This window comes from Actinomadura decatromicini (assembly GCF_008121305.1).
GTDB classification, from domain to species: Bacteria; Actinomycetota; Actinomycetes; order Streptosporangiales; family Streptosporangiaceae; genus Spirillospora; species Spirillospora syzygii.
This window is the reverse complement of record NZ_VSRQ01000010.1, coordinates 66499-87877: the sequence shown is the minus strand read 5'-3', so window position 1 is coordinate 87877 and position 21379 is coordinate 66499. Positions and strand designations below refer to the sequence as shown.

Sequence of the window (21379 nt, the reverse complement as noted above, 5' to 3'; positions counted from 1 at the left end):
GCCACCCCCGCACGCGGGGCCTCGCCTCCCCCGTCCCCGAACACCCGCCCCGCACCTGCCCGCAAGCGGCCACGCTCGCGACTCCACACGCGACCGTCCTCGCAGTTCCAGGCGCAGCCGTCCTCACGATCCCGTGCGCGGCCGTCCTCACGACTCTGTACACGGCCGTCCTTGCGACCCCGCGCGGGAGCGTGCTCATGTTCGACTTTGGGCGGTAGGGATATCGAACGGACTACTTGAGTACGGGGTAGTCGGTGTAGCCGCTGTGGTCGCCGCCGTAGAACGTCGCGGAGTCGGCCTTGTTGTAGGGGCCTCCGGCGCGGATGCGGGCGGGCAGGTCCGGGTTGGCGAGCCACAGTTCGCCGAACGCGACCGCGTCGGCCACGCCTTCGCGCAGCGCCTCGGCTCCGTGCTCCGGCCTCGACGGGAACGCCTCGGGCGTCGGATGCGCGTTGAGGATCAGCGTGCCCGGCCACTCCGCGCGGACGTGGCGGGTCGTCGCCCGGTCTCCGACCTCCAGCACGTGCAGGTAGGCGAGGTCGAGCGGAGCCAGCGACGCGAGCAGCGCCGAGTACAGCTCAAGGGTGTCGCTCTCGAAGACGCCGTTCTCGTTGCCGCCGCCGGGCGAAACGCGGAAGCCGACACGGGCCCCGCCGATCGCGTCGGCGACCGCGCGGGCGGTCTCGACGGCGAACCGGGTGCGGTTCTCGACCGTCCCGCCGTAGGCGTCGGTCCGGTGGTTGCTCCCGTCGGCGAGGAACTGCTGGATCAGATAGCCGTTCGCGCCGTGCAGTTCCACTCCGTCGAATCCCGCTTCGATCGCGTTACGCGCCGCGTCCGCGAAGTCCTGGACGGTCTCCGCGATCTCGTCCGGTGTCAGCTCGTGCGGCACGGGGTGGTCGAGCATGCCGTCCGGGGTGAAGATCCGCCCGCCCGACGCGATCGGCGACGGCGCGACCGGCAGCCCGCCGTCCGGATACAGGACGGGGTGCCCCACCCGCCCGGCGTGCATCAGCTGGACGAAGATCCGTCCGCCTTCGGCGTGCACGGCGTCGGTCACCGGGCGCCATGCCTTCACCTGGTCGCCGGTGTGCAGGCCCGGCGTCCAAAGGTAGCCCTGGCCCTGGACGCTCGGCTGCGTGCCCTCCGAGACGATCAGTCCGGCGGACGCGCGCTGCCGGTAGTACTCGACGGTCAGTTCGGTCACCTTTCCGTCGTCGTCGGCCCGGCTGCGCGTCATCGGCGCCATCACCAACCGGTTGGGCAGTTCCAACTTTCCGGTCGACAGCGGCTCGAACAGTTCCCGCATAACGTCCTCCTCAATGGTTTCCGCCGGTCAAGAACGTACGAGCCGTCCGCTACGGAGCGAATCCGTGCGGTTTCAGTAATCGGGCCCGTAGTTTGGATTCGTGCTTTACGGGCGGAACGACGAACAGGCGCGCATCTCCCGACTGCTCGCCGAGGCACGCGACCGCCGGCGCAGCGCGGCGCTCGTCCTGCGCGGCGAGGCGGGCATCGGCAAGTCGGCCGTCCTCGCCGAGGCGGCCGCGCTCCTCCCGGCGGACGGTCCGCCGCACGTCATGCGGGTCACCGGCAACGACGCCGAGTCGGGGATCGCGTTCGCCGGGCTCAACCAGTTGCTGTGGCCCGTCCGCGACCGGCTGGACGCGCTCCCGTCCCCGCAGGCCGCTGCGCTCCGCCTGGCGTTCGGCGGCGCGGCGGACGCCGCGCCCGTCCCGGACCGGTTCATGACCGGCCTCGCCGTGCTGACCCTGCTCGCCGACCTCGCCGAGGACGGCGGCCCCGTCCTCTGCCTCGTGGACGACGCGCAGTGGCTCGACGCACCGACCGCCGAGGCGCTGCTCTTCGCGGCCCGGCGGCTGGCGGCCGAGGGCGTCGTGATGCTGTTCGCCGCGCGGGACGACGCGTTCACCGGCACCGGCCTGCCCGAGCTGCGGCTCGACCGGCTCGGCCGCGACGACGCCGAGCGGGTCCTCGACGGGCGCGAGCTGGCCCCGGACGTCCGCGCCCGGGTCCTCCTGGAGGCGGACGGCAACCCGCTCGCCCTGGAGGAGCTGGGTTCTGCCGGATCCGGCGCGCCGTTCGACCCGGACCCGCTCGCGCCGCTCGGCCCGAACCCGCTGCCCGTCGCCGACCGGGTGCTCGCCTCGTTCCGCGCCCAGATCGCCGGGCTGCCGGACAACGCCCGGCTGATCCTGCTGATCGCGGCGGCGGAGGGACGCGGGCACATGCCGACGCTGCTCAACGCGGCACGGCCCCTCGGGGTCGGCCTCGCCGACCTGGAGGCCGCCGAACGCGCCCGGCTGGTGGAGGTCAGCGGGCGCAGCATCGCGTTCCGCCACCCGCTGATCAGGGCGGCCGCCTACCACGGCGCCGTGGCGGCGCGCCGCATCGCCGTGCACAAGGCGCTGGCCGACACCGCCGACGACGACAACTGCCGTGCCCGGCACCGCGCGGCGGCCGTCCTCGCCCCGGACGAGGACGCCGCCGCCGACGTCCAGCGCGCGGCGGAGCGCGCCCGCACGCGCATGGGCTACGCGACGGCGGCGGCGCTCTACCGGCAGGCCGCCGACCTCACGCCCGCCCCGCGGGCCCGTGCCGGACGCCTCAGCGCCGCCGCCGCCCTCATCCTGCGCGCGGGACGGCTCGACGAGGCCGAGGAGCTCGCCGTCCAGGCGGAGAAGCTCACCGACGACCCGGCCGAGTGGGCGCGGCTCGCCCGTGTCCACGCCACGGTCGAGCACGAGCGCGGCGACCCGCGCGCCGCGTCCCGCATGATGGTCGACCACGCGGCGAACGCGTCCCCCGCCGAACGCGCCGCGATGCTGCGCACCGGCGCCGTCTACGGCTGGACGTCCGGCGAACTGCCCGCAGTCCAGCGCGCCGCCGAACTGCTCCCCGACGACCGCACCGTCCGCGGCCTGTCCCTCTTGGCCTCCGGCGACCATGCCACCGGAATCCCTCTCCTGGCCCAACTGGTGACCGAGACCCGCACCACCACCCCGGAAGGCCCTCTACACGCGCCCGGCACCCCGCCACCCGCCGAATGCATCAACGACGAGTCCCCGGCCGCAGGAGCGCCCGTCGCGGATGGGAAGGCGTCCGACTCCGATGGCGAGTCTCCGGGCACGGGAGAGCTCACCGCAGATGCGAAGGCGTCTCGCTTCAGCGCGGGTCGGGGAGAGCTCACCGCGGATGAGAAGGCGTCCCGATTCGGCGCGGGTCGGGGACAGGTCGCAGCGGATGAGAAGGGGGCCGGGTTCGATGGCGGGGAGCGGCTTCGAGGGGCGCAGCTCGCGCTCGTCATCGGGGCGGACGAGGCGGCGCTGGAACTGGCGGCGGCCGAGGTCGCGCACCATCGGCGGCACGGCCTGGTCGGCGCGCTGCCGAACGTCCTGCGGACGCTGGCCGAGGCGCAGATCGCGATGGGCCTGCACGCCGACGCGGAGGCCACCGTCGCCGAGGCGGTCGCGCTCGCCCGCGACACCGGCCTGCCGCACCGCGCGGGAGGACTCGGCGCCGTCCTCGCGCGCGTCGCCGCGATCGAGGGCGACGAGGCACGGCTGCGCGAGCTGCTGGCCGGGGCGCCGCGGGGCGAGCTCGCGGAGTGCTCGCTGGCGCTTCTCGACCTGGGCCTCGGCCGCTTCGACGACGCGCTCCGGCGCCTCGAAAGAATGGCGTCCGGCGCGCGCAGGCACAGCACCGGCAGCATGATGGCCGCCGCCGACCAGGTCGAGGCGGCGGTGCGACTCGGGCAGCACGACCGCGCGCATGAGGCCCAAAAACGGTTCCGCGCGTGGGCTGAGGCGGCACGGCAGCCGTGGGCGCTCGCCGTGGCACTGCATTGCGAGGCCCTGCTCTCCGACAGCGGGGAACTCTACGAACGGGCCGTCCGGATGCATGAGGAGTCGACGCGGCCGTTCGAGAAAGCCCGCACCGAACTGCTCTATGGCGAATGGCTACGCCGTGCGCGGCGGCGGTCGGAGGCGCGTGTCCCGCTCCGTTCGGCAAAGGAGACCTTCGAGCGACTCCGGGCAGCCCCCTGGCTGGAACGCGCGCGCGCCGAACTGCGCGCCACCGGCGAGTCGGGTCCTTCCGTACCGACGGCCCCCGACCTCCTCGCCCGCCTCACCCCGCAGGAACTCCAGGTCGTCCGGCTCGCCGCCACGGGGACCAGCAGCCGCGAGATAGCCGCGCAACTCTTCCTCAGCCCGCGGACGGTCGAATACCACCTCTACAAGGCGTATCCGAAGCTCGGGATTTCGTCGCGCAAAGAACTAGCCCAGCTCACCCTGGACACCGCCCCACCCCGATAGCGTTCGCCCGCCCTCCCGCCCGGACCCTGGTCAGAGCACTGCACGGGCAACCAGATGCGCGCCCTCGCGAGAGCTACGTGAGCGTTCGGGCGAGGAATTCCTCGGTGAGCCGCCACGCACGGTCGGCGGGACCCGGCTGGTAGAACATCGGCGCCTTGCGGTTGTGGAAGGCGTGCCCGCCGTCCTCCTGGACGTGGATCTCCATGCCGTCCCGTCCGGCGACCGCGCGTTCCACCGCCGCCACGTCCTCGCGCGGGATATAGGCGTCGTCGCCGCCGAAATGGAATTGCGCCGGAGCCCGGATATCGTCCAGCCGGTCGAGCGCGCCCGGCACACCCGACCCGTAGAACGACACCAGGGAATCGATGTCGGCATCGAGGGCCAGCAGATAGGCGAGCGTCCCGCCGAAGCAGAAGCCGAGCACACCGACCTTGCCGACCTCCGGCAGCTCCTTCAACACCGCCAGCGCGGCCGCCGCGTCTTGGACGCCTTTCTCCCAGTCGAACCGGGAGACCATCGACACCCCCTTCGGGAGCGCCTCATCGTTGTGCACGGTCGACCATTCCGGCTCGATCCGCCAGAACATGTCAGGCGCGCCCACGACGTATCCGAGCGCGACCAGGTCCTCCGCGACCGCCTCCATGTAGTCGCCGACCCCGAAGATCTCCTGGACGAGCAGGATCCCCGGCCCGTCCGCCCCGGAGCTCCACACGTGCAGACTGAACTCGCCGTCCTCGACGGCGACCCTCTCGGTGCGCCTCATGTCAACCGATGATCGCGTAGACGGCGCTGGCGTGCGCGACCGTCGTCCCGCCGTCCACGGTCAGGTCGATCTCTGCGAACGCCAGTGTCCGGCCGAGCTTCGTGACCTCGACGTTCACCATCACGTCCCGCCCGATCACCGGCCGCTGGAACGAGGTGTTGAGCTGGACGGTCGTCATCGGCACGAACCCGCTCTTCGCCCCCGACACGGCGATCACGACGGCCGTGTCCGCCGCCGCCATCAGCGCCTGCCCGGACATCGCGCCGCCCTCCCTGGCGAGCCGATCGGACCACGGCAGCCGCAGCACGGCCGTCCCGTCCCCCACCTCCTCGACGACCAGGCCCAGGTCCAGGACCCAGGGCGCGAAGTTGGCACGCAGGATTTCTTCGGGCTTCACCGTCACACCCGACATGATGCACGCTGAGGGCATGCACGAGGAGATCTTCCTGCCGACGACCTACGCCTCCGGCGTCCCGTACGGAACGTTCCGGAAGCTGCGCGCCGAGTCCCCGGTCGTCCGGGTGCCGGAACCGGCCGTCGGCCCGTGGCCCGCCGGCCCCGGCTACTGGGCGGTGTTCCGGCACGCCGACGTCAAGCACGTGCTGCGCTCCCCCGACCTCTTCTCCTCGAACCTCGGCGCCACCCAGATCCGCGACCCCGACACGCCTGAGGACCTGGCGTTCGTCCGCGCGATGATGCTCAACCAGGACCCGCCCGACCACTCCCGTCTGCGCCGCATCGTCGCCGCCGCGTTCACCCCCCGCGCCGTCCGCGCCCTGGAAGAAACCATCAACGACCGAGCCCGCTCCCTGGTCTCCTCCGCCCTCGGCCAGGACACCGACTTCGTCGAACTCGCCGCCGACCTCCCGGTCTGGACGCTGGCCCACATCATGGGCGTCCCCGAATCCGACCGCCGCCTGCTGTACGACTGGGCGTCCCGCGTCATCGGCTACCAGGACGACGAACACGCCGGACTCTCCACCGCCGACACCGCGTCCATGAGCCCCATCGCCCGCGAGGCGGCCCTCCACCGGCCCACCACGTCCACCCACCCGGACGGTCGCCCCATCAACCCGCGCTCCTACACCGCCCTCGCCGACATGTTCGCCTACGCCCACGCGCTGGCCGCCGAGAAGCGCGAGAACCCGTCCGGCGACATCATGTCCCGGATGCTGGACGGCGGCCTGACCACGCACGAGTTCGAGAACATGTTCTTCCTCTTCGCCGTCGCCGGGAACGAGACCCTCCGCAACGGCATCCCCGGCGGACTCCTCACCCTCCTCGACCACCCGGCCGAACTCGCCCGGCTCCGCGCCGACCCGTCCCTGCTCCCCTCCGCGGTCGAGGAGATGCTCCGCTACTGGCCGCCCGTCATGGACTTCCGCCGCACCGCCACCACCGACCTCACCCTCGGCGGCCACGCCATCCGCGCCGGAGACAAGGTCGTCGTCTACCACGCCTCCGCGAACCGCGACGAAACGGTCTTCCCCGACCCCGACCGCTTCGACATCACCCGCACCCCCAACGACCACGTCAGCTTCGGCTTCGGCCCCCACTTCTGCCTGGGCGCCCACCTGGCCCGCACCCAGATGCGCGCCATCTTCACCGAACTCCTCCCCCTGGACATCACCCGCACCGGCCCGCCCGTCCGCCTGGCCTCCAACTTCCAAAACGGCCTGAAACACCTCCCCGTCCACCTGACCCAACCCCCCTGACCCCAGCACGAAAGCCACAGACCACCACCCCGGTCACCGCAGCCGCCCCCAAGATCGCCCTCTCCACGTCGGCGATCCCCGGCCGACGAGCCCGCCCAGATACGGGGATGCGGTAAGCCAGGACCGCCCTCTACACTCGTGGCAGCCCCAAGGGGCCGGAATCCTAAGCTGTGGCACCCATGTACGCCGGGTACGATCAAGGTCGGACCAAGAAGCCGCAGGTAGATCCACGAGTTTTGAGGGTTGCTAGCTCAATTGGCAGAGCTCCGGACTTTTAATCCGTAGGTTGTGGGTTCGAGTCCCACGCAACCCACCACCCCTAACCAGGGCAAACACCGTCTAGAGCGGCGGCCCCGGCTACTTCGACCTGGGGCCACACTGAGGCCGTCCTGGGTCCCAGACGTTCTGGGCACACCGGACAGCCGCCTGACCTCCCATCTCGGTCGGCGGCCCACCCCCACGCTGGGCATGACTGATCACCGCGTCGACCCCGGGTTGGGCGACACGCGAGGCTTATTCAATTGGCCTTTCAAAGGTCGTCGGCGAGGGACGAGGGAGCCGGAAGGCTCTAGAAGTGCGCAATCACCGGCTGACGGCCGAGGTTCAGCGTCGCTGCGGGTGACCTATCTGGCGTGCGGGATGGGCCGACGAAGCTCCGGGACGCGTTGCCGTCTTCCTGCCGCGACGGCGCTTCTTCCGACTGGGTGCTCGGCGACGGGTCCGATTGGTGCCCGGGACTATGCCTCGCGCCTTCATGACGTGGGCCGCGGTCTTCTCCGCAGCACGGTGCGCGACCTCGGGCAGGACGGAGGTGTAGGTGTCGGCGGTCAGCACGATGCTGGAGTGTCCGAGCATGTCCTGCACCACCTTGAGTTCGACCCCGGCCGCGAGGGCGAGGGTGGCGGCGCCATGTCGCAGGTCGTGCAGCCGGATCGGCGGCAGCCCGTGTTCGGCGATCAACGCGCGGAAGGTGCAACTCAGCCGATCAGGGCCCAACGGATCACCGCCGGGACGGGTGAACACGTAGCCGCTGTCCCGATACCCCTCCCCTGCCCGTTGCCGTTCGGCCTGCTGACGGTCACGGTGGGCCCGCAGGGCACGGATCGTAGTGCGGTCCAGAGCGATGACACGCGCGCTGGAGGCCGTCTTAGGCGGGCACACCGTCAACTGGCCCTGATGCTGCTGGATCTGCTGCGATATCACCGCAACGCCCTGGTCCAGGTCCACGTCGCACCAGCGCAGCCCCGCCGCTTCTCCACGCCGCAGCCCCCGCAGCGCGATGAGATGGTAGGCGGCGTACAGGCGGTGGTCACGGATGGTGTCGAGGAACTCGGCGGTCTGCGCCGCCGTCCACACCGCGACCGGCGGACGCTCCCCCGTCCGCTGCCAGTGCCGCACACGTTCCGCGGTCCACACGACCGCACGCGGACGCCGGGCCGTGGGCAACTCGACCCGGGACGCAGGATTGTCGCTGATCAGCCCCCGACGGATGGCGGCGTTCAGCGCGGTCCGCAGCGTCGCCCGGATCCGGTTCAGCGTGGCCGGCGTCAGCGGCGCTCCTCGCGCTTGATGGTGACGGGCGATGCTCGCGAACACCGCCTGCAGATGCGCGACCGACAACTCGGCCAGCACCACCGTCCCCAGATAGGGGGCCAGGTAGAGACGCACGTGACTCGCGTACCCACCGATGGTCGAAGCCGCGCCGGAACGGGTGGCCAGCCAATGCGTAAGCCACTCGCCCACCGTGACCAGCCCACCACCCGAACCGGACGGCGCCCGGACCTGGGCCAGCGCCTCCTCGGCCGCCTTGCGTGTGGTGAAGCCACCACGGCGGATCCGCCGGCGGCGGCCATCAGAACCGACCGGCAACTCCAACCGCAGATACCAGCTCCCGTGCCGTCGGCCGGCCGCCAACTTCGGGCACCGGTCTCCCCACGCCTTTCCCGTCCGCGGATCCGCGCACCCACATCGCCGGTAGATCCCACCAGCACTCTTGTTCGCCATGCACGCTTCGTACACCAACCCGAACCGCACAGTGGCGAACTTCCTACCGCACGCCCTGACCAGAACGGTCAAACCAGGAGCGACCACGGCGATGCTCTCCTCGCCATGGCCACACCGGGTTCAAACACTTCATCCAACCCGGTACAGCTCACCCGCCGGCGACAGTGGGGTGGCAAACGCACGGTTGTCGTCATGTTCCCAGGTGGGAGTCGAGAGCATACGGCTGCTGGGCCTGTTGACCCACAGCAGCATCGCCGTCGGCCCGAACGGCGTATGGATCACATACGCTTTATCGCCAGAGCTGGGGCTTGGCCAACATGGCAAGGGATGGCGACTGATGACGGCTTATCTGATCATGGCGAGCGCTTCGGAGCTCGAGGACAGCACGGCAGAGTCGTTTCGCCGGGCGATCACTGAAGCTGTCAATTTCCAGGCCGGTATCTGCTGGGTGTTCCGGAACCGTCCGGCTGGGGTGCGGATGGTCGCAGTGGGCTACGGCATACCGAGGGCTACGCGCACAACAACCCAGCGAGTTGTGGAGGTTGTGCGTCTCGAGTACTTGGAGGAGCCGATCGGCCTCCAGAATTTGCTGGACCGGATCGGGGAACTGGAAGCGCCTTATGGGGGTGCAGCTTGGCGGGCGGAGGAGTTGGAACGTCTGCGGGGTGCTGGCGTTGACTACGCAGGAGCCGTAACCCGCTACCAGAACGTCTTTGTCTTGAAATCGGCAGTCGTGAGCTTGCAGCCAGGCTTGGCCGAGGTACTTGCGCATCTCCAAGGTGCAGATGAGCGGCTGGAAGTCAGGGGTCCAGCCGCACCGTTCTGGCGGCTAGAGCGAGATGCGATCGTGCTGGCCGTGCGGGCAGCGGGTATTACCACAGCACAAGCAGGTCTGGACGCCTGGCACCCGCCCAACCGGGCAGACGAACCATTTTCCGTCGGACTGACGGTGCCGGGATCGCCTCATGACCCTGCTGGCCGGGAAGCGCGAATGGCTGCCGAAGATCGCACAAGGGAAGGCGTTACACGAGATCGGGGACTCGGGTTGTCCTTGGCCGATCTAACGAATTCCTCAGAAGCCGCGATGATCGAATATGACAGCCAGCAGTTCCCTGGCTGGGATAACGATACCAGCCAGCAGATCCGTTCGGACATCAAAACGTTTACGGACGGAGACGGTCGATTCATGGAGATCATGAGCATCAACGCGACGCCTGTCGAATCCAGGACCGGCGTAGACTTGCTCTATTTGCGGAATGATCTTCAATCTGTGGTTGGAGTCCAATACAAGATTCTTAATCAGCGCAGCTATCTGAACCCCGACCAGCGCTTCCGTGACCAGCTACGGCGAATGCGGTACTGGACGGATCGTTTTCCTCACAAAAAGGACTCTGCCGAGGACTGGCGTCTGAGTGAGGACTGGACGTACGCCAAACTGCTGGAAGCAGGCGCTATGTACGCGAACCCGGCCCACATCCTCCCGGGCCACTATATTGCGCTAGGTTATGCCGAAGCTCTACTCAACGACCCCGCCTCCCTTGGCCCAGGCGGCGGCGTCCAACTCGGCCCCCGGACCGCTCATCGGCACCTGAATAACAGCACGTTCATCGGACTGCTCCAGCGCGCCGCGATTGGCAGCCCACGGTTGCAGAAGAGTGAGTTCATTTTGATGTGCAAAATCGCGCTCGCCGATCTCCGTAGTATCATCCTTGCTACCGACTCCGGACCTCGACCATAAAATCGCAGTAGAGCTGCGCCCCGCCGAAGATTGAGTTACGCGGCCTGAATTGCAGGTTTGCGGGCGTGCCGAACTCGCCGGCGTTCGACCCCTGCTTTGGGCTGAATGCGGTCTGATGTTCAGTTACCCATTCCCCTGGAGATGACATAGGACGCGGGAGTTGACGCTCTCAACCACGCAGCAAGCACTGCGGCGAACCGGCCACTAGCACGTGGGGCAGCGAGCGGCTTGAGCACCGGTGGTCGTCGGCGCCGTTTGGGGCCAGGGCCAGGCACCCACCACCCGGCTCGCAGCACGTGCGTGGCGGTCTTTTCGGGAGCGGTGTGCGCGAGCTTAGAGAGCACGCTGGTGTAGGTGTCGGCGGTTAGCAGGCCCTGGAACACATTTGTGAGCCGCCCAGAGCATGTTCCCGTCGCGCGCGTCACCACTCTTTAACGGTTCTGCTGGAAGGGCTGGCGGGTGGCGTGGGGGTCAGCCGCGCTGCTCCTGCCGGCCAGACGATGTCGATCGGGATGTTCGATGCTTGGGCTTGGTCCACCACGTCCGCGGTTCCGCCGCCCTCGCCGACACGACCGTCCCAGACGGCGACGAGGCGTTCGGCGAGTTTCAGGAGCATGGTGTTGGCGGCTTCGTAGGCCTTGAGGTTCGCGGTCGGAGCCGGCATCACGCGAAGCTCGGCGGCGGCGGCGAGCAGCCGGTCGAAGGTCTCCGCGTGATCGTCCGGGACGGTTGTGCGCCGGTAGTCCTGCGAAGGGACCACGACCACGAGCCTGCCCCCGGCGGCGAGGACGCTCTCGGCGAAGATGGAGTCGGCCCCCCGGGCCATGCAGGAGACGCCGGTGAGTCCGGCGCACGCATAGGGCTTGAGCAGTTCGTCGAGGCCTGCACGGATGAGGGGGACGCTGTTCTTCGTCAGATCCATGTGACCGGTTACAGCGAGACTCGTCATGGCGTCCCTCCTGCTATGGGGTTCCAGACTCCCCTTCCCCATTCTCACTGAAACAAGGCCCACGGCAACCCTTCCGGTGCCTGACAACGCTTGCCCTACTAGCCGATTCCATTGATTGAGCAGATCGTACGCATTGTGGACGTGATTCCGGAATGATCGAAGGCATGACCAGTCTCCGCGAGCACCTCTGGAACGAGTCGATCAATCCGTCCACCTACACCGACCCCGGAGAAAAGTACCAGAATGCCGTGCTGGAGCAGTACAAACTGTTCGTCGAGATGGCAGACCGCGTCAGCGCGCGGCGCAATCTGGCCAACACGTTCTTCTTAACCTTCAACTCCCTCATCGTCACCTTCCTCTCGGCCATGCTGCCAGGGGTGCAGGAACGGCTGTCGGTGTGGACGCTCCTGCCGGCGCTCATGATCCTGGTTTCGGCCTGCGCGGCCTGGTGGATGCTGGTGCGCTCCTACCGCCAACTCAACAGGGGGAAGTTCGCGGTCATCGGCGCGCTGGAGGAACGCCTTCCCGCGCGGCCCTTCTATCCCACCGAGTGGAGAGAACTCGGCGAAGGCCGGGATTGGCGGGTATATCTTCCGCTGACGCATGTCGAGCGATGGGTTCCATTGATCTTCATCACCGCCTACACCCTGGGATTCCTCGTGCTGGCCTTCTGAGTCGCCGAGGAGAGACAGGAGCTTCTGTCGCCACCTGCCGCCTGCTGGCAATTCCGCGATCGGTTCACCCGTGGGCCGCCGTTCCTACGGAAGGTAGCGGCGAACCTTCGGGAAGATCTTCTCGATCTCTGCTCGGCGGGCGGGATTGGCAAGCACGTGGTAAGCGTCAGTAGGTCGAGACCTCTGGACCTCATTAAGCAACTCCGCGGCATGGGAGGCGCACTCCCCACAGATCCGGGACAGTTCGTCGCGCAGGGCGTCACGCGACGGTCCGAAGGTCTTCTGCATCTGCATGCGGACCTGGACGGCCTGCTGAAAGAGCAACCGGTCGAGTTGGTAGCGGGCGAAGGAGTTCCGTGCGTCCTCCAGCAGGAGCCGACGCAGGCTGGTGGCGAGCGCTTCCAAGTCCAGGTCGCCCGGCCGCCGCTGATGCCTGTTGATCGTCACATCGACGACGAGCCTCTGGACGGCGTGCTCGCTTACGGATCCGGGCCACCGTCGGATGTCGTCCAGGATCTGCGCGACCGAGGGCAGCGGTCCGTCAGAGACGACCCAGCGCTCGTACGTCTCGATCATCAGTCGGCGCGCGGCCGCCCGGTCCGGATGTTCGGGGTCGCGCTTCTCGGCGAGCCCGCCGAGGCGAGCCGCGGCGTCGGCGAAGTCACCGCATTCCATGGCCAGCCGCGCCCGGGCCATCGAGGCCCCCGCGAAGGCGACGGCGTGGGCCTCGGCGAGAATCGGCCGCGCCCTGTCCTCCTCGCCGACCGCGCGGAGCAACTGGCCGAGCATGGCAGCGGGCCCCGACGCGCCGCGGAACCTGGCGACCCAGTGCTCCATGTCCGACACGGCCGCCAGGATCGCGCCGCGGACTTCCGAATCGGCGACCCCGGCTTCGTCCAGACGGTCCATGGCTGGCTGGACCGAGGGAACGTACACGGGCTGGGGGTCGTCCAGCAGATCGAGGTGCCGGTCAGAGACGCCGTTGCGCTGCCAGGCCAGGCAGATGCGCAGGTAGCGGTCCGGAAAGTCGGTCGAGGAGTCGAGCCTCCGCTCGGCGGCCTGGAAGATCTTCTGGACGGCGAAGTCGGCGGCCAGGCCCGACAGGTCGTTGAGCAGGGCGAGGTGTCGCACGGGATCTCCGTGGCCGAGCCGCACGGCGGCCCGCCGCAGGGCCTCGTCCCGCGGGTCCAGGCGCAGACCGTCGATGAGCCGCAGGCTGGCGAGGACCTCGCCAGAGCTCTCGGTGACGGGCCAGTCGGCGGCGCCGGTCAGCTCGCGGGCGATCCGTTCCTTCCAGCTCATCCGCTCGCGCGCCCAGGAGGCGTGCGCCTCTTCCTCGGCCGGGTCGGTCACCTCGCGGGTGCGGCCGCCGGGATCGCAGGCCGCCTCATGGGCGACCCGGAACGCCTCGCGGCACAGCTCCTCGAACGGGGCGCGCACCCGCTCGGAAAGCGGGGCGCAGGCCGTGGCGACGAGCTCCAGCCGGTCGTCGAACGCCGCGTCGAGTTCCGGACGCAGGACCGAGCGCGCCACACCGAGGCGCAGCACCGCGCCGCGGTACGACAGCGCGCGGTTGAGCTCCTCCAGCCGCAGGTGGGCGACGGCCAGTGCGGCACGTGCCGGACTGGTCAGCTCGGCCGGGACGCCGCGCGGCCGCTCGTCCGGCGCGTCTTCGGCGGGCGGCTGCCCGCACAGCGCGGCGGTACCGAAGGAGCCTGCCAGCACGCGATGGACCCTCGCGCGCTCGGCCGCGCCGCAGGCGGGCGTGCCCGCCACCAGGGCCTCCATGTAGAGCGCCTCCAGGTAGCGGTGCCAGGCCTGGGCCGCGGCCGGCAGGTCGCCGGCCCCCGTGTGCGCGACGGCGAGATTGCGCAGCACCGGAGTAGACGTCGGGTTCTCGGTGAGCATCGCCTGCCAGTGGCGCCGTGCCGCAACGCTGTGGCCCATCCGGTGCCAGGTCTCGGCCAGGCGGCCGTCAAGGTAGGACCTCAGAAGGACGAGCGCGGAGCGGCGCCGGAGGGACGGCGGATAGGCGTCGAGCGTCCGCAGGGCATGGTCGGCGTTGTCCGCCAGGGCGCGTTCGGCCGCCTCGACCGCCTCGGCCACGGACTCCGCCGACGGCCACGGCCCGGCGTCCTGCGCGGCCGCCGTCGGCGGGACGGTCGCCGGGTCCGGTCCGGCTTCGAGGACGGCGAGGTCCGCGCCGAGCGCCGCCGCCTCCGCGGAGGGCGGCACGGGCATCGTGGAGGGCGGCACGGGCGCCGACTTCGCGAACTCCTTTTCCGCGGAGTGCAGTCTTCTCCCGATCTTCTTGATGAGCGCTTTCAGCCCGATCGGTTGCTGAAGTGACTTCTCGCAGCGCTCTAGGCGCGCGTCGAAGTCCGCGGAGCGCGCGAGCGGCACGGTGGCGATCCTGAATTCCTGCAGTTCTTGGAGCTGTCCGCCCCGGACCGCCTCAAGCCGCCCCGCGATGTCGGCCAGGAGCGTCTTATCGGCGCGTGCCCGTGCGTGCCGGTCGGGGTCCCGCACGTCGGCGCCGCGAAGTTCCTTGGCCAGGCTCATGGTGCGCTCCCTGAGCCGCCTGACGAGGTCGGCGTCCCGTTCGAACACCGCCAGCCGCTCGTCGGGCGCGCCCGCGCCAGTGGCCTCCGGACCACCCGGCACCGACACGTCGGCCAGCGCCTTCGGACGTTCGGCGAGAGCGCGCACGGCCGACCTCATCGCGTTGAGGTGAGGCGTCGGGTCGTCCTGGCTCCCCTCCTCGGCGAACCATCGCGCCGCCGTGTAGGCGCCGAGGTCGGGCAGGGACAACGGAGGCCACCACAGGCGCCGCTGGTGGATCAAGGCGATGAGCAGGTCCGGGAGGCGCTCCTCGGCCAGGCAGGCGGCGAGCCGGCCGGGCAGCGCCTCCTCGTCGGCCTCGAACAGCTCACAGACCAGGTCGAGCAACCGGCGGGCGGGCCCGTCCTCCGGGGGCAGCGCCCCGGCCAGCCGCCGGACGGTGGCGGACGGATAGCCGTGGACCATCCACTGGACCGCCAGGATCACGAAGGCCGCGGTGCCCCCGGTGCGCGGGCCGGCGAGGCGGGCGGTTCGTTCTAGCGCATCGGCGACGAGGTCCCGGCTCCGCTTGCTGGTCGGCCGGCGCAGGTCGAACCCGGCGTCGATGTCGTGCATGCCGGACCAGCGGCACCGGCCGGGACGCAGCACGGACGCCACGGACACCCCGGGGGCGGGCGGTGGCGCCGCAGGATCGTCGGGCGGTTCGGAGCGCTCGAAGACGTGGTCGTCTCGTCCGGCCCGGACGGCCGCGGCGATCTTCCTGGAGCGCGGGTCCCGCTCGCCGCCGCCCCGACGCCGGTCGTGCAGATCCTGGTGGACGATCGACATGTGCGCCCAGATCCGGTGGTTGGCGGGCGCCGACTCGGCGGCGGCGGTGAGCCATTCCAGCGCGGCGTCCAGCCGTCCGTGCCGGAGATGGATCAGGCCGATGTGGTACGGGTGCTTGGGATTGACCGGATCGACGCGGTGGGCCCGGGCCAGGAGAGAAACGGCCCGGCCGGGCGTCGTTCCGGGCAACACGGCGAGCCGAAAGCAGGATTCCGCCAGCGCGTCCGTTTCCTCGGGACGGAGCCGATGGCCCTCCTCGAAGCGGTCCCACAGCCGGTCGGCGATGGCGCGCAGCTTCTCGGGCCGGGTCTCGAGGCCGACCGCGGTCGTCACGTCGTCTCCTCCCTCGAAGGCTCCGGTTCCGCGGCGTCGGTATGGAGTTCCTCCGTCGGCAGGATGAGGATGCGCTGCCCGTCCGAGGTGGCCACCGTGCGGCCGTCCGCGGAGATGGCGAGAGGGTAGGCCGAAGTGACCCCGATACGGCCGTCGCACATGAGGACGTGCGAACGGTCGGGGTACTCGAACACCACGAGCCGGCCGTCGCGGGTGGCGCAGACCGGCCGGGCGCCGGGGACGGTGCGGAAGCCCAGGTGCACGCCCAGTTCGGTGTCGAAGCTGACGCCGACGCCCTCGTCGTTGAGCGCGATCGACAGCTCCGGGCCGATCAGGGCGTCGGCGGCGGGCTGGACGGGCAGCTCGGCCACCAGCGGTCGCGAGGCTCCGTCGTCGAGGCGGTAGATGTGCCGCTCGCCGAGGAGGATCGTGTGCCCGGGCCCGCGGTGGACGCCGAGCAGCAGCCGCTCCAGCGGGTACTCGGCCCTGGGACGGCCCCCCTCGTACGCCGTCAGGGTGCCGTCCAGGTCGGCCACCAGGAGCCGCCCGCCCCCGCCCCAGCGGCTCGGGCCGTCGACCGCGAGGTGCTGGACGCCCGCGGGGTGCTCGATCAGCACCTCGGGCTCGGCGTCTTCGGCCAGCGACCAGATGGTGCCGTTCCACATGCCGACGAGCAGGGTGCTGCCATCGAAGGCCAGCGCCCCTGGGACGGCCAGGCCGGGGGCGCGGGCCAGGTCCACGGCGCGGGCATGGCCGTCGGGCGTGGCCACTACGACCCGTCCGGTCCAGTCGACGACGGCCAGCCGCCGCGCGCCGCGCGCCCACAGCCGGGGCGGCGCCGCCAGCTGAACGGCGCCGTTGACGCGCGATCGCCGCTCGAAGCCGTGGACGGTCAACCGGTCATCGTCGAGGACCACCAGGGCCCGGGCGTCGGAGAAGAAGAACGGGCGGCCGCTCGTCATGATCTGCGGAGGGTCCCGGTCCTGGTCGGCGGGCCGCGTCCGGCCAGGCCGCGGCGGCGGGTTCACCTGGATCGGCGGGCTCTCGGCCGGCTCGCAGCCGGGGGCCTCGGCCACGAACCGGACGGACTGGACCGGCGCGCGGAACGACAGGTCGGCGAACTCCGCCGCTCCCCGCACGGTGGAGGCGACGAGGGTGCCGTTGAGACCGGGACCGGGCGGCACGACGGTGAGCGCGACCGGCTCCCCGCTCTCCGGGACCGGTGCGCCGTCGGCGCCGACGACCGTCACGCGGACGGTCGGGAGGGTGTGGTTGACGACGGCGTCGGCGACCGTCGTCTCGAACCGCAGCTTCCGGCCGCTCGCGGCCGGGCGCAGGTCGAGCGCGTCGCGCAGTTGATCGAACCATTTCGGGTGGGTGACCGGAAGCCAGTTGATCCTGTTCGCGATGAAGGCGATCTTCTCCTGGGCCGCGTCCTCCATCAGAACGGGGATGAGCTGAGCCTTCTTGGCGTCGGTGAGCCGGATGGCCTCCTGCAATTCTGAAAGGCAGACTCCCTTGGAGAAGTAGCGCTGCGTGTAGAGGGCGACGATATATCGGGAGCCGCGCAGCGCCTTTTCCAGGTACTGCACCCAGTCGACTCCGACCGGCGTCCCATCCCGATCGACGTCCAGGAAGACCCGCGGCGGGACACCCTTCGCGGTGACGCACTTCTGCAGATCGTCGGCGAGGTCCCTGGCCTTCCGGTAGTCCTCGCGCGCATAGCTGATGAAGACGTCCCATCCATAGTGGGTCTCGGGCTCGGTCATCCTCCCGCCCTTCAGCGGATGATTCGGTCGGTGGCGTTCAGCAGATCCTGCAGCACCTTCCGGGCGCGCGGATCGGCCGCGGTGCGCAGTAACTGCCTTGCCTTCCGGTTGATCGACCTCAACTCGTCCATGTCGAGCAAGGATTCTCTGTCGGCGCCAAAACCGCCGTGGACGTATCGGCTCGACGACCGGAGTCCGTCCGCCCGAGGAGACCCGGGCATCCCACCGTCGTACAGGGCCTGGACGCTCGCGGCCTGCTCGGCCCACCGGTTGAACCGCAGGACGAGTTCGGGGACGTCGACGCTCTCCATGGCCTGCTCGACATCCTTAAGCCGCTGGTCCACGGCTTTCGCCAGTTGTCTCACTCGGGCGGCGCTCTGCCGGGTCGTCGCCATGGACTGCACTTCGGGCAAGCGCTGCCGCAGCTTGCGCATTCTTCGCTCGAGGTCGGCGAGTTCCTGGCGCGAGGGCTTCTCCGACACCGCCTCCACGGCGGCGTTGTGCTCCTCGACCGCCGCGTTGATGGCGAGGACCTGCGACATTTCCCGGGCCGTGCGCAGCAGCTGGCCCGTGTCGGGCAGCGACGGGTCGCCCGCGGCGATCTCGGCGGCCGCGATGGCCCTTTCCGGTTCCCGTCCCTGGACGCACAGGCAGATGGCATAGATGAAGTTCGCCACCGGGAAGCGCGGAACGACGTGCAGCATCCGGGCCAGGACACGCTCGGCCTCCGCGAAGCGCCCGGCGATCAGCAACTGGACGGATTCGCGGCCGTCCTCGTCGGAGATCAACGCGTAGAGCCGGGCCGCCCGGTCGGCCGGGCCGCGCGGCGGCGGGAGCCGCTTCGCCGGCGGATGACCGCGTTCGCACAGGTCGGAGAGAAACGCGTCGAGGTCGCGGAGCACCTCGGTCTCGCGCCATTCACGGTCGACCCTCGCCAGGTTCTCGCGGGCCCGCCGATAGGCGCCGTCACGCAGCGCGCGGACGGCCGGCCCCGCCAGCGTGCGCACCACCACCGTCTCCAGCGCCTCGGCCAGTACGCGGAGCTGGCCGGTGTTCCCCTCAGCCTGCCGCAAAGCGTACTTCGTGGTTCGGAGCGCGGATTCGAACTCGCCGTTCTGCGCTTGCGTGACGGCGAGCAGGTATTGGGGTTCCGGCTCCTCGGGGGCCAGTTCGATGAAGCGCCGCAGCCGGTCGGCCGCGGCGCGCGGGTCCCGCGGAGAGGCGTCGAGGAACGCCGCCATCTCCTGCTGGGTGAGAATGACGCGCAGCTTGGCGCGGAGATCCCGGACACCAGTGCGCAGTTCGGGGTCTTCCAGCGGCTCGTCCCGCATCGGGCGCAGGACGCCGAGCGCGGTCATCAGGCCCGCCCCGCCCAACCGGTAATGGCAGTACGCCGACAGATAACGGGCTTCGGGATGTCCCGGGGAGATCTCGATGAATTCCGCGAGCTGCTCCAGCGCGAGCGGATACTCGCCTCGGGCGATGTTGGCGCGGGCGTCCTCAAGCAGGTCTTCGCCCTCCTCGCCGAGTTCGAGGGAGTCCTCGACGCTGAGGGCGCCCTGACCGGGCAGGACGAGGGCGGGCAGTGCCGGCTCCCGCTCCGGCCGCCGCCGCCCGATCTCCTCCAGCCGGCCGAAATGCTCGCTCAACTCCGCGCCGCCGAGGAACGGCAGGGACAGGAGGTCGGGAAGCTGCTGCGGCGCGTACGGCAGGGCCAGCGAGCCGGGCCGCGCGGGTTCCGCGGCCCGGTCCCCGGCCGCTCGGTCTTCGTCGGTCATCGGTGTCCCTTCCCCGCCGTCCGCGGCGGACGGCGGACGTCAGCCGGGTAGATCATCTGGGTCGGGTACGGCGCCGAGGGTTTCTTCGGCTACCTCGCGGCACATCAGGTACTCGGCTTCCTGGTCGAGTCGCAGCATCAGCGGGAGGGACTTGGGCAGGGACGCTTCATCGAACAGCTGCTGCTCGTCGGGAGAGCGGTGATACTCCACCGGCGGCAGCCGCCGCACCAGCCGTTCGCGGTCAAGCGTCGGCCGCTCCCAGGGCGTCATCCGTCGCTTCCACGCCGCCCAGCGGCTCGCTCGGTTCGACCGTGAACGGTGCGGCGATGGCTGCGTCGTCATCTTCCAATTCCTCCTGAGGGAGCAGCAGTTCTCCGGTCGCCTTGAGGATTTCGAGTTCGCTGTGGTGCAGCGCCTCCGCCTGCTCGGTGAACGCCAGGGCGACATCGTCCAGCTCGGTCAGCCGTTCTCGCATGAGGACGTGGGAGGGAGCGTCGCTCGGCAGATCGCGCAGCCGGGGATAGACGATCAGGTCGATGCGGCGGCGCATCGCGTTGATCCGTTGCTGCAGCTCGTGCGGGGACGCGGGCCGGTGCGGCAACACCAGATCGCCTCCGAGATCGTCGCTGTACAACGCGAACCGATCGCGCAGCCTCCGGAGTTCGGCGCGGTGCGGCGCCGAGGCCGTCGGATCGGCGAGGAGTTCGTGCACCAGGCGCAGGAAGCGGGACATGGCGTCGCCCTGGCTGCCGAGCGCGCGTTCCTTCTCCACGAGATGGAGGACTTCGGGCACGACGATGCCCTTGGCCGTCCGCATTCCGCTCTCAAGGAGGGCGAGGGACGCCTCCCGCTGCTCCTCGCCGTTCGCGAAGTAGTAGGTGATCAGGCCCTCGATCAGGGACGCGTCCCCTAGCTGGGGATCGGCTTCGCGCAGTGTGTCGGCGCGCTCCATCAGTTCCGCCCGATCCCGCGCACCTAGCTCGCCCGAGAGCGGGCGTGCCCGCCACACCCGCAGCAGCGCGACCAGCCGGAGCAATGCGATCACGCCGCGGAGTTGCTTGCGGTATTCCTCGGCCGGGTCCTTCGTCCGTTCCGCTCGATCGGCCCCCGCCGTCTTCGCCTCCTTCGCACTGGCCTTGGAGACGTCGGTAACGCGATCGAAGAGTTGGGCCAGGCGGGCGTCGAGTTCGTTGGGGACGCCCACCGTCCAGTCGCAGGCGATCAGCCCGAGTTCGGCCTCGGTGGTGTCCCGCCCCAGCGCGGCGGCACGCTCGCGCGCCGTCCCGAAGGCCGTGCGCGCGTCCGTGTGCCGCTGGTCGAAATGGGACTGGATGCCGTTGAGCACGTGCAGGCTGTCCGCCGCCTTCGGGATCTCGGCGGTGAGCTCGCCCAATTCGCGGACCCGGTCGAAATGGCGTATCGCCGCATCGGTCTCGCGCCGTCGCCAGTGCGCGCCCGCCAGTTGCAGGTGCGACGCCGCGGCCGCGCGCCGGGCCGCGGGCCTTCCGGTGAGCGAATCGGCGTGCCGCTGGAAGAGTTCGACCGCGCGTTCGTGCCGCTCCAGCTTGTACTGGAGCCACACCGCGAGGTGCGCGGTGGCGGGGTCCTCATCGGCCGCGGCGGCGAGCCCGTCGACGGTGGCGGAGGCAACCCAGTACTGGTCGGGCGTGAAAGTGCCCAGCATGGCGCGGACGAACGCGTGAGCGAAGCGCGCGTCGGCCAGGTCGCGTCCTCGGGGACCGGCGTTCACCGCCTCTTCGAGCAGCCGGTCGGCGGTTTCGAGCTCCGTCCGCTCGTTCCCCTCCTTCTCCAGGAGGGCGAGCGCCTCGCGCAGCGGCACCCGCCACCGGCGCGGTACGACGACCAGGAAATACCCGCCGCCCAGCGCGCACAGGACCAGCAGAAAGGCGCACGCCGCCGTGAGCACCG

General features: G+C 70.2%; 14 protein-coding genes and 1 tRNA gene. 5 read left to right on the top strand and 10 right to left on the bottom strand.

The window, feature by feature from the left end; translation table 11 throughout:
* Positions 1–232: 232 nt before the first annotated feature.
* Positions 233–1309, bottom strand: a complete 1077-nt coding sequence (locus FXF68_RS36535; protein WP_148767410.1) for an alkene reductase — start codon at positions 1307–1309, stop codon at positions 233–235.
* Positions 1310–1409: 100 nt separating this feature from the next.
* Between FXF68_RS36535 and FXF68_RS36530 the strand changes: the two genes are divergently transcribed.
* Positions 1410–4337, top strand: a complete 2928-nt coding sequence (locus tag FXF68_RS36530; protein WP_148767409.1) for a helix-turn-helix transcriptional regulator — start codon at positions 1410–1412, stop codon at positions 4335–4337.
* 73 nt (positions 4338–4410) lie between these two features.
* Here FXF68_RS36530 and FXF68_RS36525 read toward each other — a convergent pair whose 3' ends face one another.
* Both FXF68_RS36525 and FXF68_RS36520 read right to left on the bottom strand, forming a co-directional pair.
* The gene (locus FXF68_RS36525) at positions 4411–5100 is read right to left on the bottom strand and encodes a dienelactone hydrolase family protein (protein ID WP_148767408.1); all 690 of its coding nucleotides are present in this window, start codon (positions 5098–5100) and stop codon (positions 4411–4413) included.
* A gap of 1 nt (position 5101) precedes the next feature.
* Positions 5102–5503: a PaaI family thioesterase gene (locus tag FXF68_RS36520; RefSeq protein ID WP_222870268.1), complete on the bottom strand. Its 402-nt coding sequence runs from the start codon at positions 5501–5503 to the stop codon at positions 5102–5104.
* A 25-nt stretch (positions 5504–5528) separates the two neighbouring features.
* On the opposite strand from FXF68_RS36520, the gene FXF68_RS36515 reads away from it, so the two are divergent.
* Positions 5529–6815 carry a cytochrome P450 gene (locus FXF68_RS36515; protein WP_148767406.1) on the top strand — a complete coding sequence of 429 codons (1287 nt, stop codon included), beginning with the start codon at positions 5529–5531 and terminating at the stop codon, positions 6813–6815.
* A gap of 240 nt (positions 6816–7055) precedes the next feature.
* Positions 7056–7131 (top strand) — tRNA-Lys (locus FXF68_RS36510).
* Between the two features lie 287 nt (positions 7132–7418).
* Here FXF68_RS36510 and FXF68_RS36505 read toward each other — a convergent pair.
* Complete coding sequence (locus FXF68_RS36505) at positions 7419–8690, bottom strand: tyrosine-type recombinase/integrase (protein WP_187438298.1); 1272 nt, start codon at positions 8688–8690, stop codon at positions 7419–7421.
* 331 nt (positions 8691–9021) lie between these two features.
* Between FXF68_RS36505 and FXF68_RS36500 the strand changes: the two genes are divergently transcribed.
* Positions 9022–10557: a hypothetical protein gene (locus FXF68_RS36500; RefSeq protein WP_148767404.1), complete on the top strand. Its 1536-nt coding sequence runs from the start codon at positions 9022–9024 to the stop codon at positions 10555–10557.
* Between the two features lie 421 nt (positions 10558–10978).
* Here the strand turns inward: FXF68_RS36500 and FXF68_RS36495 are convergent, their stop codons facing one another.
* Positions 10979–11506, bottom strand: coding sequence for a hypothetical protein (locus FXF68_RS36495; RefSeq protein ID WP_148767403.1), 528 nt, complete (start codon positions 11504–11506; stop codon positions 10979–10981).
* Between the two features lie 152 nt (positions 11507–11658).
* On the opposite strand from FXF68_RS36495, the gene FXF68_RS36490 reads away from it, so the two are divergent.
* Positions 11659–12180, top strand: a complete 522-nt coding sequence (locus FXF68_RS36490; RefSeq protein ID WP_222870267.1) for a RipA family octameric membrane protein — start codon at positions 11659–11661, stop codon at positions 12178–12180.
* 84 nt (positions 12181–12264) lie between these two features.
* On the opposite strand, the gene FXF68_RS36485 is transcribed toward FXF68_RS36490, so the two are convergent.
* The 5 genes from FXF68_RS36485 to FXF68_RS36465 are packed head-to-tail and all read right to left on the bottom strand — an operon-like array spanning position 12265 to position 21377.
* Positions 12265–15903 carry a hypothetical protein gene (locus FXF68_RS36485; RefSeq protein WP_148767402.1) on the bottom strand — a complete coding sequence of 1213 codons (3639 nt, stop codon included), beginning with the start codon at positions 15901–15903 and terminating at the stop codon, positions 12265–12267.
* The gene (locus FXF68_RS36480; RefSeq protein WP_148767401.1) at positions 15900–17672 is read right to left on the bottom strand and encodes a TIR domain-containing protein; all 1773 of its coding nucleotides are present in this window, start codon (positions 17670–17672) and stop codon (positions 15900–15902) included. The genes FXF68_RS36485 and FXF68_RS36480 overlap by 4 nt, the downstream gene beginning before the upstream one ends.
* Before the next feature lie 11 nt (positions 17673–17683).
* Positions 17684–19450 carry a tetratricopeptide repeat protein gene (locus FXF68_RS36475; protein WP_148767400.1) on the bottom strand — a complete coding sequence of 589 codons (1767 nt, stop codon included), beginning with the start codon at positions 19448–19450 and terminating at the stop codon, positions 17684–17686.
* A 39-nt stretch (positions 19451–19489) separates the two neighbouring features.
* On the bottom strand, positions 19490–19720 hold the full coding sequence (locus FXF68_RS36470; RefSeq protein ID WP_148767399.1) for a hypothetical protein: 231 nt from the start codon (positions 19718–19720) through the stop codon (positions 19490–19492).
* Positions 19692–21377 (bottom strand): hypothetical protein, encoded by a 1686-nt coding sequence (locus tag FXF68_RS36465; RefSeq protein WP_148767398.1) that lies wholly within the window; start codon positions 21375–21377, stop codon positions 19692–19694. The genes FXF68_RS36470 and FXF68_RS36465 overlap by 29 nt, the downstream gene beginning before the upstream one ends.
* Between the last annotated feature and the right edge of the window lie 2 nt (positions 21378–21379).

Coding starts and splice junctions, on each gene's coding strand:
- FXF68_RS36535 (WP_148767410.1), bottom strand. CDS start 1,309: ATGCGGGAACTGTTCGAGCCGCTGTCGACCGGAAAGTTGGAACTGCCC.
- FXF68_RS36525 (WP_148767408.1), bottom strand. CDS start 5,100: ATGAGGCGCACCGAGAGGGTCGCCGTCGAGGACGGCGAGTTCAGTCTG.
- FXF68_RS36515 (WP_148767406.1), top strand. CDS start 5,529: ATGCACGAGGAGATCTTCCTGCCGACGACCTACGCCTCCGGCGTCCCG.
- FXF68_RS36495 (WP_148767403.1), bottom strand. CDS start 11,506: ATGACGAGTCTCGCTGTAACCGGTCACATGGATCTGACGAAGAACAGC.
- FXF68_RS36490 (WP_222870267.1), top strand. CDS start 11,659: ATGATCGAAGGCATGACCAGTCTCCGCGAGCACCTCTGGAACGAGTCG.
- FXF68_RS36480 (WP_148767401.1), bottom strand. CDS start 17,672: ATGACCGAGCCCGAGACCCACTATGGATGGGACGTCTTCATCAGCTAT.
- FXF68_RS36475 (WP_148767400.1), bottom strand. CDS start 19,450: ATGACCGACGAAGACCGAGCGGCCGGGGACCGGGCCGCGGAACCCGCG.
- FXF68_RS36470 (WP_148767399.1), bottom strand. CDS start 19,720: ATGACGCCCTGGGAGCGGCCGACGCTTGACCGCGAACGGCTGGTGCGG.